13 protein-coding genes are annotated in these 16502 nt (G+C 42.6%); 7 read left to right on the top strand and 6 right to left on the bottom strand.

Annotation, left to right across the window (positions count from 1 at the left end):
* The first annotated feature begins 52 nt into the window (after positions 1-52).
* The 3 genes from tig to clpX all read left to right on the top strand — a co-directional run bounded on the left by tig (position 53) and on the right by clpX (position 3475).
* Positions 53-1375, top strand: coding sequence for a trigger factor (gene tig / locus A7D14_RS01435; RefSeq protein ID WP_067029193.1), 1323 nt, complete (start codon positions 53-55; stop codon positions 1373-1375).
* Positions 1376-1466: 91 nt separating this feature from the next.
* The gene (gene clpP / locus A7D14_RS01430; protein WP_067029191.1) at positions 1467-2147 is read left to right on the top strand and encodes an ATP-dependent Clp endopeptidase proteolytic subunit ClpP; all 681 of its coding nucleotides are present in this window, start codon (positions 1467-1469) and stop codon (positions 2145-2147) included.
* A 92-nt stretch (positions 2148-2239) separates the two neighbouring features.
* A complete protein-coding gene (gene clpX / locus A7D14_RS01425) occupies positions 2240-3475 on the top strand; it encodes an ATP-dependent Clp protease ATP-binding subunit ClpX (protein ID WP_067029189.1) in 1236 nt (411 codons plus the stop codon).
* Positions 3476-3477: 2 nt separating this feature from the next.
* Here the strand turns inward: clpX and A7D14_RS01420 are convergent, their stop codons facing one another.
* A complete protein-coding gene (locus A7D14_RS01420; protein ID WP_067029187.1) occupies positions 3478-4017 on the bottom strand; it encodes a hypothetical protein in 540 nt (179 codons plus the stop codon).
* A gap of 217 nt (positions 4018-4234) precedes the next feature.
* Positions 4235-5743 (bottom strand): GH3 auxin-responsive promoter family protein, encoded by a 1509-nt coding sequence (locus tag A7D14_RS01415; RefSeq protein ID WP_067029185.1) that lies wholly within the window; start codon positions 5741-5743, stop codon positions 4235-4237.
* Between the two features lie 96 nt (positions 5744-5839).
* Between A7D14_RS01415 and A7D14_RS01410 the strand changes: the two genes are divergently transcribed.
* From A7D14_RS01410 to A7D14_RS01400, 3 genes are all read left to right on the top strand, one after another.
* Entirely contained in the window at positions 5840-6634 is a 795-nt protein-coding gene (locus A7D14_RS01410) for a DUF2797 domain-containing protein (protein WP_067029183.1), read from the top strand.
* Between the two features lie 201 nt (positions 6635-6835).
* Positions 6836-8170 (top strand): YfcC family protein, encoded by a 1335-nt coding sequence (locus A7D14_RS01405; protein ID WP_067029181.1) that lies wholly within the window; start codon positions 6836-6838, stop codon positions 8168-8170.
* A 79-nt stretch (positions 8171-8249) separates the two neighbouring features.
* Complete coding sequence (locus tag A7D14_RS01400) at positions 8250-9017, top strand: DUF6090 family protein (RefSeq protein ID WP_067029179.1); 768 nt, start codon at positions 8250-8252, stop codon at positions 9015-9017.
* A 98-nt stretch (positions 9018-9115) separates the two neighbouring features.
* Here the strand turns inward: A7D14_RS01400 and A7D14_RS01395 are convergent, their stop codons facing one another.
* Genes A7D14_RS01395 through sppA form a run of 3 tightly spaced genes read right to left on the bottom strand, consistent with a single transcriptional unit; the run spans position 9116 to position 14319 of the window.
* Positions 9116-11812, bottom strand: a complete 2697-nt coding sequence (locus A7D14_RS01395; protein ID WP_067029177.1) for an AsmA-like C-terminal region-containing protein — start codon at positions 11810-11812, stop codon at positions 9116-9118.
* A gap of 36 nt (positions 11813-11848) precedes the next feature.
* Entirely contained in the window at positions 11849-12556 is a 708-nt protein-coding gene (locus A7D14_RS01390; RefSeq protein WP_067029175.1) for a queuosine precursor transporter, read from the bottom strand.
* 2 nt (positions 12557-12558) lie between these two features.
* Positions 12559-14319 (bottom strand): signal peptide peptidase SppA, encoded by a 1761-nt coding sequence (gene sppA / locus A7D14_RS01385; protein ID WP_067029173.1) that lies wholly within the window; start codon positions 14317-14319, stop codon positions 12559-12561.
* A 69-nt stretch (positions 14320-14388) separates the two neighbouring features.
* On the opposite strand from sppA, the gene folK reads away from it, so the two are divergent.
* Positions 14389-15534, top strand: a complete 1146-nt coding sequence (gene folK, locus A7D14_RS01380) for a 2-amino-4-hydroxy-6-hydroxymethyldihydropteridine diphosphokinase (RefSeq protein ID WP_067029171.1) — start codon at positions 14389-14391, stop codon at positions 15532-15534.
* A 115-nt stretch (positions 15535-15649) separates the two neighbouring features.
* Here folK and A7D14_RS01375 read toward each other — a convergent pair whose 3' ends face one another.
* Positions 15650-16189, bottom strand: a complete 540-nt coding sequence (locus A7D14_RS01375) for an RNA methyltransferase (RefSeq protein WP_067029219.1) — start codon at positions 16187-16189, stop codon at positions 15650-15652.
* Between the last annotated feature and the right edge of the window lie 313 nt (positions 16190-16502).

The raw sequence follows: 16502 nt of genomic DNA, 5'->3' as shown, positions 1-16502 counted from the left end.
CAAAAATGCATTACTTTTGCCACCCATTTTTGAATAGCAAATTAGGTAGGAGATGAACATTACTAAAGAGCAGATTGACGATCTTAATGCAGTTGTAAAAGTCGCCATCAGTAAAGAGGACTATCAGGACAAAGTAGAAAAAATCCTGAAAGACTACAGAAAACAGGCAAATATTCCAGGGTTCCGAAAGGGACAGGTCCCCATGGGGCTCATCAAAAAACAATATGGCAAGGCCGTTTTGGTGGATGAAGTGAACAAACTGTTGCAGGACAATCTGAACAAATACCTTACCGAGGAAAAATTGGACGTTCTGGGCAACCCCCTTCCCAAACAACAAGAAAACTTTGATTGGGACAACGACAACCTCGACTTTGAGTTTGAATTGGGGTTGGCGCCCGACTTTGATGTTCAACTGAAGACCAAAAAAGCGGTCACCCAATACAAAATCGTTGCCGACAAAAAAATGATCGAGGAACAAGTGGAGCGTATCCAAAAACAATACGGCAAACTCGTTTCAAAAGAAGAGGTGGGCAAAAAAGATGAGGTTACCGGCTACTTTGCCAATGAAGAAGAAGATGTTGACCACAAGACCACCATAGAAATGGACAAGATCAAAAGCAAAAAAGCGGTTGATGCCCTTGTTGGGAAAAAAGTGGGCGATGTTGTCACTCTTTCCACCAAAGGTCTTTTCAAGGAAGATTATCTTTTGTCAAGTGCTTTGGGAATTGCCAGGGACAAAGCAGATAAGTTGAATATCGATGTAACGTTTACCATAGAGGAAATCAACGAAAGAGAGCCTGCCGCACTAGACCAGGAACTGTTCGACAAGCTTTTTGGTGAAGGCAAGGTCACTTCTGAAAAAGAGTTGAAAGATAGAATCAAGGAAGATTCCGAAAAACAATTTGAGCAGCAATCCGATCAGAAATTGTTGAATGACATCACTGAAAAACTCATTGATGACACCAAATTTGAGCTTCCTGCCGAGTTCTTGAAGAAATGGATCCAGATCAGTGGTGAGAATGTTCTTTCTGAGGACGAAGCCAAGGAAGAATATGAAAAATCTGAAAAAGGACTTCGCTACCAATTGATCGAAGGTAAGATCATCAAAGAAAACAACCTTCAGGTACAATTTGATGAATTAAAGGAATTTGCCAAAGGTTTCATCAAATCCCAAATGGCCCAATACGGCCACATGGACCCTCAGGAAGAGGAGCTGGAGAACATAGCCACTCGGGTTTTGGGCAACCAAGATGAAGTAAAAAGGCTATCGGAACAATTGATGAGCCAAAAGCTGTTGGATCTTTATAAAGAGAAGGCCAATCTCAAGGTAAAAGAGGTCACTTATGATGACTTTGTCAAAGAGGCGTACAGCTAATCTTGGGCTAAAAGAAATATTAAGTATCTTTACGGTGCCGAAAAGCTAATTTTTCGGCACCTTTTTTTTAAGAAAATTTGAGAGAAATCCTATGGATTACGGAAAAGAATTCAAAAAATATGCTACCCAGCACCATGGCATAAACAGCATGTACTATGATAAGATCATGAGTACCATGTACCCTATGAACATGACCCCAAATATTATTGAGGAACGCCAGTTGAATGTCATTGCCATGGACGTTTTCTCAAGATTGATGATGGACCGCATCATCTTTTTGGGAACGGGCATCAACGATCAGGTGGCCAATATTGTGCAGGCACAATTGCTTTTCTTGGAAAGCGCCGATGCCTCCAAGGACATCCAGATATACATTAACTCCCCGGGCGGAGGTGTATACGCTGGTTTGGGAATTTATGACACCATGCAATTCATTAAGCCCGATGTTGCCACCATCTGTACGGGTATTGCAGCATCCATGGCCGCGGTATTGCTTTGCGCGGGACAAGAAGGAAAAAGAAGCGGATTGACCCACTCCCGGGTAATGATCCACCAACCCCTTTCCGGCGCACAAGGCCAGGCCAGTGATATAGAAATTGCTGCAAAAGAGGTGCTTAAGATCAAAGAGGAATTATATCAAGTCATTTCGAAACATTCCGGTCAGTCTTACGACAAAGTATATGAGGACAGTGACCGTGACTACTGGATGAAGGCAGAAGAGGCCAAGAAGTATGGTATGATCGACGAGATTTTGGTCAGGGAAAAATCATAAAATAATTACAATTAATTAAATATCAACTACTTAATTTAGAACAAATTCAATTTTTTTACGTTATTAGTGGTTGAATCATGAGCTAGAGATATATGGCAAAGGAAAACTTGGAATGTTCATTTTGTGGAAGAAAGAAGCCAGAGACCAATTTATTGATTGCAGGCCTTGATGCCCATATCTGTGACAGATGTATTGAACAAGCCCATAGCATTGTTGCGGAAGAGTCCAAACAATCTAAAAATCAAGATCTTTCTTCAGAACTGGTACTTAAGAAACCCATGGAAATCATGGATTTTCTGGACACTTTCGTCATAGGACAGGAACGTACCAAAAAAGTAATGTCCGTAGCCGTATACAATCACTACAAACGACTGTTGCAGCCCAAGAGCAAGGAAGACGATGTAGAGATCCAAAAAAGCAACATCATTATGGTTGGGCAGACCGGAACCGGTAAAACACTGATTGCCAAGACCATTGCTCGAATGCTCAATGTTCCCTTGGCCATTGTGGATGCCACAGTGCTCACCGAAGCCGGTTATGTGGGGGAAGATGTGGAAAGTATTTTGACCCGATTGTTGCAAGCTGCCGATTATAACCTGGAAAAAGCGGAAAGAGGCATTGTTTTTATTGATGAGATAGACAAGATTGCCCGTAAGAGCGACAATCCTTCCATAACCCGGGACGTTTCGGGCGAAGGTGTACAACAAGGGCTTCTAAAATTATTGGAAGGAACCACGGTAAATGTCCCACCAAAAGGAGGGCGCAAGCACCCCGACCAAAAATTCATCGAAGTCAATACAGAAAACATCCTTTTTGTGGCCGGTGGAGCCTTTGATGGTATTGAACGTATCATCACCAAACGCTTGAACATGCAGGCCGTGGGCTATGCAGCTTCCAAAGCCGAGGATAAACTGGACAACCAGAACATCCTCCAATATATTATCCCAAAAGACTTAAAGGAATTTGGGTTGATTCCGGAGATCATCGGTAGGCTTCCGGTGCTGACACACATGAATCCTTTGGATGCCAAAACGTTGCGAGCCATCCTTACCGAACCCAGAAATGCCATCATTAAGCAGTATGAAAAGCTTTTTGCCATGGATGACATTACCTTTTCCATTACTGAACAAGCCCTGAACTACATTGTTGAAAAGGCTGTTGAGTATAAATTGGGGGCCCGTGGGCTTCGCTCACTTTGTGAGGCTGTTTTTACCGACGCCATGTTTTCATTGCCCAGCAGCGATGAAAATGAATTCAAAGTCACCAAAGCCTACGCCGAGGAAAAGCTCTCCTACGAGACCATTAAAAAATTAAAAGTGGTATCCTAAACTTAGACCGCCTTTTTGGTCGCTAGCTCCAATAGCCCCAGACTAACTTGGGAGATGATTTTCTCATCGGAATACAAGTGGTGACCAAAATTTGGGACAACAGTAAGGTCTATACCCAAGTTTTTTGCCCACTTGGCATTTGGTTTGAATTCATCCAACTCCCCATAGATCAAATGTAAAGGGGTTTTGGGCTTTTGGTCCTCCATTCGTATCCTAGTTGCTGAAACAGCAGTCAAGGATTTCATGGGCAGTCCTTTTAAGGCAGCCTTGTAAGCAATGGTTCCTCCCGTACTGAAAGCAAGGTAATGACTTGGTATTGATTCTTTTTTGAGCAAATGGGCAACTGCGGTATCTATTCCCCCTTCCACAAAAGCTTTATGGACATTCTCTTCAGTGGAAACGGGAACATCAATGTCCCCCAACTGTTGACAATCATAAAAAACGATGTCATAATATTGCTGTAGGTACCCAAAATAAGACGCTATCCAAAGGCCTCTCTTGGTTCCCCACATATCTGAGACAACAACTAGTCTTTCTGCCATGATTTTACTGGTTTAGTGTTTATATAAAAGATTTGATAAGGGAAATTTCACGATTAATGCCAAAACCGCCATTTTTTTTTGTTTAAAAGAAACGTTTGTTCGATAAAACGTTCAAATTTACGAAAACGTTTTCGTAAGCTCCTGTTTAATTGTACAAGATGCCTGTATTCCTTTATAAATGGCTGATTATGAGGTGTAAAGAATACACTAACTAAGGTTAGTTCATCTGAAGCAGCTCATCGATATAATCGCGATTATTGGACAATCTGGGAATCTTGTGTTGGCCGCCCAATTTGTTCTTGGACTTTAGCCAGTCATGAAAAAGGTTTCTTCGTGCCACATGCACCTTGGGCATGTTCAAGGTGATGTTGTTATAGCGTTTGGCCTCGTAATCCGAATTGAGCGATTTTAGGGCATTGTCCAAAAACTCCGTAAAATACGCAACGTCTTCGGGTGGTTTCCGAAACTCAATGATCCACTCGTGACCTCCCTTTTCACTTCCATTCATAAAAATGGGTGCCGCTGTGTAGTCCATAATCTCGGCATCGGTCTTTTGGCATATCTGCTTTAAGGCTTCCTCGGCGTTTTCAATGATCAACTCTTCCCCAAAAACATTGATGTGGTGCTTGGTCCTGCCCGTAATACGAATCCGATAGGGATTTTTTGAGGTAAAGCGAATGGTGTCCCCAATCTTGTACCGCCACAATCCGGCGTTGGTGGTGATTACCATGGCATAGTTGGTTCCAATCTGGACTTCCCAAAGTGGAATGGCATTGTTATTATCTCCGTTGGAATCCATCGGAATAAACTCGTAAAAAATGCCATAGTCCAACATCAACAGGAGTTCATCGGAATCATTTCTGTCCTGGATGCCAAAAAAACCTTCCGAAGCATTATAGGTCTCGTAATAATTGAACCGCTTTCTGGGCAACAACTTTTTATATTGATTCTTATACGGTGTAAAACTCACCCCACCGTGAAAATATACCTCCAAATTCTCCCAAATTTCAAAAAGATGGTTCTTCCCAGTCTTTTCCAACACTTGGTTGAGCAATACCAACATCCAAGAGGGAACACCCGCCAAACTGGTCACATTCTCGCGTATGCTTTCCTCAATAATGGCTTCCAGCTTGGATTCCCATTCGCTCATCAAGGACACTTTGTTACTGGGTGTGCTGCTATATTCGGCCCAGAGCGGCATATTATCAATCAAAATGGCCGAAAGGTCTCCAAAAAAAGTACCATTGTCCTCGTAAAGCTCCTTGCTCCCGCCCAAACGCAGGCTCTTACCCGTGAACAATTGGGAGTTTTCGTTGTTGTTCAAATACAGGCACAACAAATCCTTGCTCGATTTGTAATGACAATCTTCCAAGGCCTCCATACTCACCGGGATAAACTTACTTTTGGCATTGGTGGTGCCACTGCTTTTGGCAAACCATTTTATGGTCGTAGGCCAGAACAAATTCTGCTCGCCCCTTCGGGTACGCTCAATCAAAGGCGCAACATCTTCATAGGTTACAATGGGCACCCGGTTTCGGAACTCCTCGTATTTGGGGTTGTCCTGAAAGCCATATTGCTTACCGATCATGGTGTCCTTGGAAAAATCAACCAAATGCCGCAACACCTCATCCTGAACGTCCAAAGGGTACTTCAGAAAAAGTTCTATTTGATGATATCGCTTGCGTAAAAGCCAAGAAGCGATGGAGTTGAATAATGGTATTGGCATTTTAGGTATATTTAACCAAGAAATTTAGTTGGGTGCAATAGCTAAAATAGGTTTTCTTGCATTCATTTTCAAATCCATAAAAACATTCATTCCAACATGCTTTACGAAGGAGTCCTCCGCAAGATGCGAACTGAAAATGGCAATCCTATCCAGTATTTTTTAGTCTTTGACACCGATTTTTTGAACATGAACCAGGCCTTGGACAAAGAACTCCAGATTGATTTCATCAAATTTCAATGCCTGAACTGTGGGGAAGATAAGCCCATTTATCGACAAGGCTTTTGTAAAACTTGTTTTTATGAAACCCCGGTAGCCGGAGATTGGATCATGAATCCCGAATTGAGCACCGCCCATCTGGACAAAGAGGACCGTGATCTTGAATATGAAAAAAAAATGCAGTTGCAACCTCATATTGTCTATTTGGCCAATTCCAGCAATGTAAAAGTGGGAGTCACCCGAAAATCCCAGGTGCCTACCCGTTGGATAGACCAAGGGGCCCACGAGGCCATTGAAATTGTTGAAGTGCCCAACCGCTATTTGGCCGGAATCACAGAAGTTGCCCTGAAAGACCATGTGAGCGACAAGACCAGCTGGCAGAAAATGCTAAAAAATGACGTTGAGGATTTGGACCTAAAAGATTGGCGGGCCAAATTAAAACCCTATATCCCGGAAGAGGCCGCCCAATATTTTATTGAGGACAACTCCGAGACCAATTTAGAATTCCCCGTTTTGCAGTACCCCGATAAGGTAAAAAGCCTAAACCTGGACAAAACTCCAAGTTACAAAGGTGTACTTAAGGGCATTAAGGGACAATATTTGATTTTTGAGGATAATACCGTGTTTAACGTTCGGGGTAGTGAGGGGTATTATGTAGGGATAGACATCCATTGAGACCGAAAGCAGTTTTGACAGTATGAGGGTGTTTAAAAAGCTCGTTATCTGTCAGGTTGAGCCCTTCGACTTCGCTCAAGATGAACTAAAGTCGAAACCTTTTGACCATCACAATATTTTAGGTTCTCGACTGCGCTCGAACTGACAAATTCAAACTTTAGGTGCTTTTAGACACCTTATAAATAACCAAAACCAAACCGGATGAAAAAATTTCCCAATGCTTTCGTCATACTCATTGCTGTCATCATTTTTGCTTGGATTCTTACCTATTTTATCCCACAGGGAAGCTATGAACGGATAGTTGACGAAGTAACTGGAACAACAAAAGTTCTTGACAATTCCTATCAAACCGTTGATGCAGAAAATCTTTCAGCCTTAGATCTGATAGTGGCCATACCCAGAGGTCTTATTGGAAGGGCAGATGCCATTGTTCTTATTTTATTGATTGGTGGTTGCTTTTATGTCATAGAAAAAACCGGAGCCCTCAACCAAGGATTGGTAAAACTGGTCAACGTTTTGGAGGGAAAGGAAACCATGGCCTTAATCATAGTTTCTGCACTTTATACCGCTGCCGGAGTATCCATTGGGATGCAGGAAGAGGTCATCGCCATGATTCCCATTTTACTCTTGTTTGGAAAAAGTCTCGGGTATAACACATTTACCATCATACTCATGAGCTATGGTTCCACGGTTATTGGAAGTTCTTTTAGCCCATCGAACCCCTTTGCGGTCATGATCGCCCAAAAAGAGGCCGGGCTTCCTTTGCTTTCTGGTAGTGAGTTTCGACTAGTTGTCTTATTAGTGGCTTTTGTAGTTTGGACGCTCTATGTCATTCGATATGCCAATAAAAACAGGATTGAAAAAATAAAAATGCCCTCGGCCCACGAATCCATGACCACCCGAAGCAAAATCATTTTATTGTTGCTCTGCGGTACATTTGGCGGGGTCATCTACGGCCTTCTGTACTTGGATTGGGGGTTTAATGAGATGTCAGCCTCCTTTTTTGCCTTGGGCATTGTAGCTGGACTCATCGGCAAACTTGGCGTAAATAAAACTGGAGAGTCCTATATAGCGGGATTTAAGGAGATGGTCTTTGCCAGTATCATTTTGGGGCTTGCCAATAGCATTTCATTGATTTTAAAGGAGGGTATGATCATGGATACCATTGTATATGGTCTTTTTGGACCTTTAAAATACCTTTCTCCCTCCGTCTCTGCCGTATTTATGATGGTTTCCCATTCCCTATTGCACTTTCCAGTACCCAGTTACTCGGGCCAAGCGGTTTTGACCATGCCCATCTTGGTTCCACTTTCCGATTTAATTGGGTTATCCAGACAAACTTGTGTTTTGGCCTATCAGTACGGTGCGGTGATGGCCGATATGATCGTACCCACCAATGGTGCCCTCATGGCGGTTTTGGCTCTTTGTAAGATTCCATATAACAAATGGTTTACATTTGCTATTAAACCCACATTACTGATTTTACTGATCGGGGCCATCGCTTTGGTCATAGCCGTGGCCATAGGGTATCAATAGTCCTAATTTAATATGATGCTTGAAAAATCATTAGATTAGTCAATAAAAATACATAGCCAAACCAACGACCAGACCACCTATGTTAAAGCTCTTTAGAAAAGTTAGAAAGCAACTGATCGCTGAAAAAAAGTTCAGTAACTACCTCCTATACGCCATTGGTGAAATTTTTTTGGTGGTCATTGGTATCTTGATTGCCTTGGCTATTGATAATGCCAACGACAACCGAATCAAACGGGAAAAAGAGCAGGTCTATCTTAAAGGTTTAAAAGAAGAATTTGACATTAGCAAGACAAAGCTTGAAGAACTTATTAAGGTCAATCGGAAAAGTTATAATGCTGCCATCGAGATTGTGAGTCTGATGGACAAGGGAGAGGAAACCACTTCAGAAAAGAAACTATCCGACTTGTTCGTCACGGCTTTTGCCTATGACATTTTTTTTAACCCCAACAATTCCCTTTTAAACGAAATGATCAACTCAGGCAGTCTCAAAGATATTTCAAACGACACCTTACGGATTCGGCTGACCAATTGGATATCCAATATTGATGATATTGCCAACCAGGAAAAAATGCTCAGCGAAGAGCGTACCAATACCGTCAATGTTTTTAGGGACCAAGGCTACAGTATCCGTACTATTCTGGATAATACGGGAATGTCCTCCGAATTGGGAATTCCAGAACAAAGTGAGTTGACCAGTAATTTAGCTGTTTTGGAATCCGTTGCTTTTGAGAACAACCTCCTTTTGTTCATCATTACAAGTCAATCCACAGAAACAGAACATTACAATCCGTTGATGGTGAGCTTAAATTCCATTTTAGAGACCATCAACAACGAGCTGGAGCCATAAAAAAAGAGGCTGTCTGAAAAGATGATTTAAATGTTATGAGATTCTGAAATGAATTCAGAATGACGCATTCCTCTACTTTTCAGACAACCTCTCATTTTTTAATTAATCGTGTCTTTTTTCTTCTTGCCCAAAAGACCGCCCAAAACAGACTTTGCAGCGCTTTTTACTTGGTCCTCCTTTGTTGTGGTCTTGGTAGAGTCGGTTGTTGTTGTCTTTTCTCCGCCCAACAGCCCACCAATCGCTTCCTTCACACCATCTGATTTTGTGGAGGTGGAATCCGTTTCGTCTTTTTTAAACACATCGGACAACAAATCTTTGGCCTTGTCCTTGCCTTGGTTCATCAGTTTTTGCTTTTGGATCTCAACCAACTGGGTCGTCAATTTTTGTACTCCTGAGGTCAAATCCGTGCTCACCGTAGGATTGGTATAATTGCCCCCAATATTTGCCGTTACCGGAATGGTCAGGTCTTTAAGGCTTTCATCGTTCATTTGGGCAATAAGCTTGTTCACCTCCGTGCCCAAATATTTGGCCGGAACATCCAATGTGGCCTTGTATTGCATCTGTTTGTCAAAGGTGTGGCTACCATCCACATTAATGGCGATGTCCTTATAGTTTACGGTAAACGGTTTCACACTTACCTTACCATTATCAAAACTCAATGCAGTTTTCAAATCATTCAAATTGATATCCTTGGTATCCAAAAAATTCAACTTGCTGTCCAAGGCTGAAAGTAAAGGTGCTTTTTCCGTGGTTACTTTGGTAGAGAGGAGTTCTGCCAATAGGTTCCCAGAAATCGTAGCAAGATTTGGCGTAAAGTCATCCTTCAAATTTCCTGAAATTTTTACGGTGGAATTTAATTTTCCTTGCAATGCATTGGCCAATGGCGCCAACGCTTGAAACATGTCCAAAGCCGCAAAAGATTCACTGATGCCAAAATTGCTCATACCCAAATCCATATCAAAGGTGGAGGCTGCCTCTTTGGTGGAAACCGAACCAGTTAGCCCCAAAGTTCCTCCAAAAAGGTCTGAGGTCAAGTTTTTCACTGTGGCCGTTTCATCCTTTATGGTCAGGGTTCCTTTTACGTTCTTCAATGTTAGGTTGTCGTACAAAACCGTAGCGGCTGCCGCTTCAACGGTACAATCCAAAAAAGACGGAATTTTGATGCGCTCCTCCCCTCCCGAAGTTGGAGTTTGGGTCTCACCAGTTTCGCCTTCCGCTGTTTCCTCCATCATAAAATCATTCAATGCAAAGGTGTTGGAGGTCAATGTAAAGTTCCCTTCCACATTCTCATCATTGAACATAAATCCGAGCAGGTTCGTCAAAGTTCCTTTGGCATCAAAATCCGTGCTTCCCGTTTTTCCTTTAAACGAATCCAAGGTAACCGTGTTGGGATTAAAAGTAACAGCTGCCGCATTGATCACTACGGGATTCTTCAACTCTTCCGAAGCATATTCAAACCCCGAAACCGATGCCTTACCCGTAGTTTTGGTGTTCTGGTACTGTTTTTTCTCCAAGGATTCCATATCAAAGACCGTGGTGATATCGGCATTTAAAATTCCCTTAAGATTGTAATCGTCAGGTACTGGATACGCTTGTGAAATGTTGGCCAGATTGATTCGGCCATCCATATCTGCATTCACTTTGGTATTCCCCATCAGATCTCGAATTCTGGAGGTAAGATTAAACTTATCCTGATCAATGGTAAAGGACAGTCGTTTGATATCCACATAGGTATCTTCGGTAATTCCGGTGGTATTGTTGATCTCTGTATCGATGTACACATTTTGCACCGACTTGGGCAGATCGGGGTATTTGAAGGAAGCATTCTCCGAATTTATCGCAATGCGGAAGGTTGGAATATGCTCGTCATCCACAATACCTTTAAACTCGCCATTGACCTCAAAATTTCCGGTGGTCTGCACGGTTTCAATGTTTTTGGAATAGGCTTCAGGAATCACCGCCAAAAAGTTTTTGAAATCCGAAGAAGGGGTCTTAAATGTAATGTCCACTTCCTGATTATTCTCGTTCACCTTCACAAATCCATCAAAAACCAAAGGCAACTGGTTGATCAGGGCCTTGTTTTCCAAAAAAGTGTATTTGCTCTCTTTTAGGTCGATGCCAATCAGGGCATCCAAGGAAATCTTGTTGTTGTTCAAATATTTGGTGCTGTCCATTTCAAAAGAGACCAAGGCGTCGGTAAGGGTCTTTAATTGCGACTTTTCCAAGGAAAGGTCCCCGGTTCCGGAATGGTTCATTTCAGAAAGTGAAAAACGCATCCCGCTGGATCTATCATCATAGATGATTTCTGAATTGGTAATGGCATAGGAATCCATGTTCAGTTTAAAATTGTCACTGGATTCTTCGGTGGATTCGGTGGCGGCTCCTTCATCCGCTTTGGCGATGTCATAATTGGCATTTTCATTTTCATCCACCAAAATGTGCAGCTTTGCACGGTCAATGTTCAACCTCTGAATCACAATAGGTTCATCAGCGGATTTAAAAAGCTCTTTAATGGACATCGCAAGTTCAATACCCGAGGAAGCAAACAAGGTATCGCCCTCAAAAGGGGCCTTGTTCACCAGGGATAGGTTCGTGAGCTCCACATTGGCATTGGGAAAACTTTTGAGCAAGCTGAGATTGGCATCCTCAAAATCCAAGGTGGCGTTGATGCTGTTGTTCACCTTGCTCTTGATGATATCTTCAATCTTACCTTGAAGGAACAAGGGCAGGGCAACAATTAGGGCAATAAGTACAAGTAGGGTTATTCCAGTAATTTTTAGGACTTTTTTCTTCATAAATAGATGTTTTACAACAAATTAAAGGAGAAGTTGTCAATCCAAAGCTATTTCTTCCCCTATTTTTAAGTTAAATCGCTTACGTATCAGATATACGAAAAGATAGAGCAAAGGGGTGTCCAAGAGCGCTATAATTATTTTAAAAACAAAACCGCTGATGACCAATCCATAGAATTTGTCCCAAGGCAGCACGCCAAATATGCACAAAAGGCCCACCACGGTAAGCGTGTCCACAAGCTGTGAGGAAAAGGTGGAAAAATTGTTCCGAAGCCATAGCATCCTGCCCTCGGTGACCCGTTTCCAAAAGTGATAAATGGAAATATCGATATACTGCGCGGCCAAATAAGCGAGCATGGAGGCGAGCACGCCCAATGGGGACAAGCCAAAGACCTTTGTGAAGGTAACATCGTCCACGGGTGATGAGACTATTGCGGGGACATAATTCCCAATCAAAATGATGCCCATGGAGAAAAAAGAGGCAAAAATCCCTGCCGTGACCACTTGGTTGGCCTTTTTCTTCCCAAAGATTTCCGAAATAAGGTCGGTGATCAAAAACGTAATGGGATAGGGTAAAATCCCCACCGAAAGTTCAAAAAGGGGCGCCCCAAAAACCGTAACCTCCCCAAAGGGGTTCCAATAAAAGAATTTTTGGAAGATGAGATTGGACACCACCAGCGAGGTGATGAACAAGGCTCCCATGTAGAGGTAGAGGGAAAACGCCTTTTTTTGGTCGTTTTGCGTCATCCTTATTTAATGTTTAGACTGAACGGCATCTTGGCCTGAATTCCCTTTTGTTTGGAAAACTGTTTGAATTCGGATAGCAATTGATAGGCTTCCGCCCCTATTTGCTCCTTGATGGCCTCTTCCCCTATTTTGGACTTTACACCGCCCAAATCTTCCATAAACCGTTCAAAGTCCGACTTGTATTTTGGGTATTTCCGAATGCCATACGAATCCAGACCGGCCAATTCGGCGGCAGCGGCTATGGCATCATCCAGATTGCCCAACTCATCCACCAAACCATTGGCTTGGGCATCCACCCCACTCCACACCCTGCCTTGGGCAAGGGCATCCACTTGTTCTATGCTCATATTTCGGCCAGCGGCCACACGTTCCAAAAAGGTTTGGTAAGTATCCTCAATGCCTTCCTCTATGGTATTTCTGAAAGTATTGCTCATGGGCTCAAACAGGGAATAATCCACAGAATTTTTATTGGTACCCACCTGCTCTGCATTGATGCCGATGTTTCCGGCCAGCTCGTTTACATTGGGAATGGTGCCAAAAACACCAATCGACCCCGTGATAGTGGTAGGCTCCGCAAAGATTTTGTCCCCGCCGACACCAATATAATAGCCTCCGGATGCCGCCACATTTCCAAAGGAAACCACCACAGGCTTTTCTTCCTTGGTCAATTCCATTTCACGCCAAATGATATCGGACACCAAAGCACTCCCTCCGGGAGAGTCCACGCGCAACACAATGGCTTTTATGTTTTCATTGTCCTTAGCTTTTCGAAGGGCATCCACAATTAAACCTTGCCCAATGTAATCCTTGCTGCCTTCCCCGTAAAAAATTTCACCTAGGGCATAGATCACAGCTATTTTGTCCGTTCCGGTATGTACTTTTTTTCTGTTGGCCGTAAAGGCATAATCTTCAAACTTAATGTAATTGAGGGGTTCATCTTTCTCAAAATATACCTTTTCCCGAAGAAGGTCCTCGTACTGATCAAAATGCAGGTTTCCGTCCACAAGTCCGGATGCCAAGGCATATTTTGGGGTTCTACCGCCAAGGGTGTCGGCGATAACATTCAAATTCTCTGGGGTTATACTTCGGGATGTGGAAATATCATCAACAATAACATTCCAAATGGAGGAAATCAATTCTTGTATCTGCAAGCGATTTTCGGCACTCATGGTATTGGAAAGGAAAGGCTCCACGGCACTTTTGTATTTCCCATGGCGGATTACCTCCATTTTCACCCCGGTCTTCTCCTGCAAATCCTTAAAGTAGAGTATCTCTGTGGAAAGCCCTTTAAAATCCAAGGTTCCAACGGGGTTCAGGTAAACCTCATCGGCCACACTGGCCAAATAATAATCCTTTTGGGTATAAAAATCGGAATAGGCATACACAAATTTGCCCGTGGATTTAAAATCCAACAAAGCTTCCCGTATCTCCCGTGTCTGGGCTATTCCGGCCTGCAAAAAATTGGTGGTCAAGCTAATGCCCTCAATATTGGGGTCCTCTTTGGCAATTTTGATGGCATGCAGAATCTCATCCAATCCAATTTCATTGTTCCAAAGTCCCAAAAAAGGGTCGGTCTCATCCTTGCCCGTATAATCTTTTACCGGTGCCATAAAACCAAACTCCAAGATGGAGTTGCGCTTCACCACAACGCCGTCATCCGCATTGCTCACCAGGGCAATGAAGATAAAGAACATGCCCATCAGTATTCCAAAGGCCATCAAAGACCCCAAGATAGAGGCCAAAAGGTTTCTCAAAAAGTTCATCCAACAAAAATTTATTCCGCGCCAAAGATAACCATTGTTGCATTGTTTTGTTACTTTGTCCTTTTGATTATGGGCCAATCTCAACAAGTATATCTTTCGCTGGGCAGCAATTTGGGCAATCGGTTTGCAACGCTCCAAAAGGCCATTTTTCAAATTGAAAAAAAGGTGGGCAAAATTCTGACCGTTTCCACCGTTTATGAGAATCCGGCCGTGGGGTTTGAGGGGGATGATTTTTTGAACATCTGCTTAGTGGCCTTGACCAAACTTTCCCCAACGGAATTGCTTGATGCGCTACTTGAAATTGAAAGGCATTTTGGCAGAGATCGTTCTGGAACTGAAGGTTTTAAATCCCGAACACTGGACATTGATATTATTTTCTACGGAAAAGAGATCATAGACCTACCTCATCTGAAGATTCCCCACCCCCAGATGCAGCATCGAAACTTTGTGTTAAAACCCCTGGCCAATATTGCTCCGCAGTTTTATCATCCTGTATTCAATAAAGACATCCGAAACCTGCTTCAGGAATGCAAGGACCGCAGCAAGATGCACAAAACAAAATATAGGCTGTTCCGGAATCGGGCCGAGCTTTTCTCAAAATTGCAGTTCATTGCCATTGAAGGGAATATTGGTGCGGGGAAGACCACCTTGTCCAAAATGATCGCTGAGGATTTCAATGCCAAATTGGTGTTGGAGCGTTTTGCGGACAACCCTTTCCTGCCTAAATTTTATGAAGATCAGTCCCGCTATGCCTTCCCGTTGGAAATGTCATTTTTGGCAGATCGCTACCAGCAGTTTACGGATGACACGTCGCAGTTTGACCTGTTCAAAAACTTTATGGTGAGTGATTACGACATTTTTAAATCGCTCATTTTTGCGAAGATCACTTTGCAGAACGATGAGTTTAATTTGTACCGAAAGGTCTTCAATTTCATGTACAAGGAGGTAAAAAAACCTGAAATCTACCTCTATCTCTATCAAAATACAGAGCGGTTGTTGCAAAATATAAAGAAAAGGGGAAGGGATTACGAACAGAAAATACCTCCTGAATATTTAGAGAAAATAAACCGGGGCTATTTGGATTTTATCAAGGACCATCCAGAGCAGAACAGTATAATATTGGATTTAAGCGAGTTAGATTTTGTCCATAATCCAACCGATTACGAATCCATTTTGGAGCGGTTGGAAGACACTATAATTTTGGCAGATTTTTAAGAGAATTTTTACAAAATGTTTGGATATAACGAATGGTTTTATTTTATTAGAGCCCTCTAATCGAGGAACTAACTAACTCAAACTATATATCCAGCCCTGTTTTTACAGGGCTTTTTTAGTTTTTGGGGTGAAATTTGTTCCAAATATCCCAGACCACTACACCCGCACTTACCGAGATATTCAAGGAATGCTTTGTTCCAAATTGCGGAATTTCCACAACCGCATCACTGGCCGAAACCACTTCTTGGGAAACGCCTTTGACTTCATTGCCAAAAATTAGGGCAATCGTTTCCTTGGTGTTAACGGTAAACTCATTGAGCATTGTTGCATTTTCAGCCTGTTCCACGGCAACGGTCCGTATACCGGCCTGCTTTAATTCCCCAATGAGTTCCAAGGTGTCTTTTCGATATTCCCAATCCACGCTCTCGGTAGCGCCCAAAGCGGTTTTCCGAATATCCTTGTGGGGCGGGGTGGCCGTAATACCGCATAAATAGATTTTCTGGATCAGAAAGGCATCAGCTGTTCGGAACACGGAACCGATATTGTTGAGACTCCGAATGTTGTCCAAAATCAGGATTATGGGTGATTTCTCCGTTTGCTTGAATGTTTCCACATCCAATCGCTCCAATTCGCTGTTTTCCAGTTTCCGATTCATTTTTTTAACCATTGGGCCAAAAATATCAACAATAGTTCTGGGTGTATGGGGAAAACGATATATTCGTTTTTGCGTAAAAAAGTCTATCGATTTCCTTTTACTCGTTATGAAACCCGGTTTTTGTCTTCTTGAGCGCAGTCGAAAGATTGACAAAAACATCTCGGCAGCTCCTTCGACTACGCTCAGGATGACAGCTCGATGTGACATTGAAGTTAAATCGATACCCTAATTTTCCGTTTACCCTTAATTAGGACAAAAGTAAAAGAATAAAATACTTTGGCAGCCAATAAAAAGACAAAGAAAGTCACTCCCT

This window comes from Allomuricauda sp. CP2A (assembly GCF_001683915.1).
GTDB lineage: Bacteria > Bacteroidota > Bacteroidia > Flavobacteriales > Flavobacteriaceae > Flagellimonas.
This window is presented reverse-complemented; position numbering and strand designations above follow the sequence as displayed.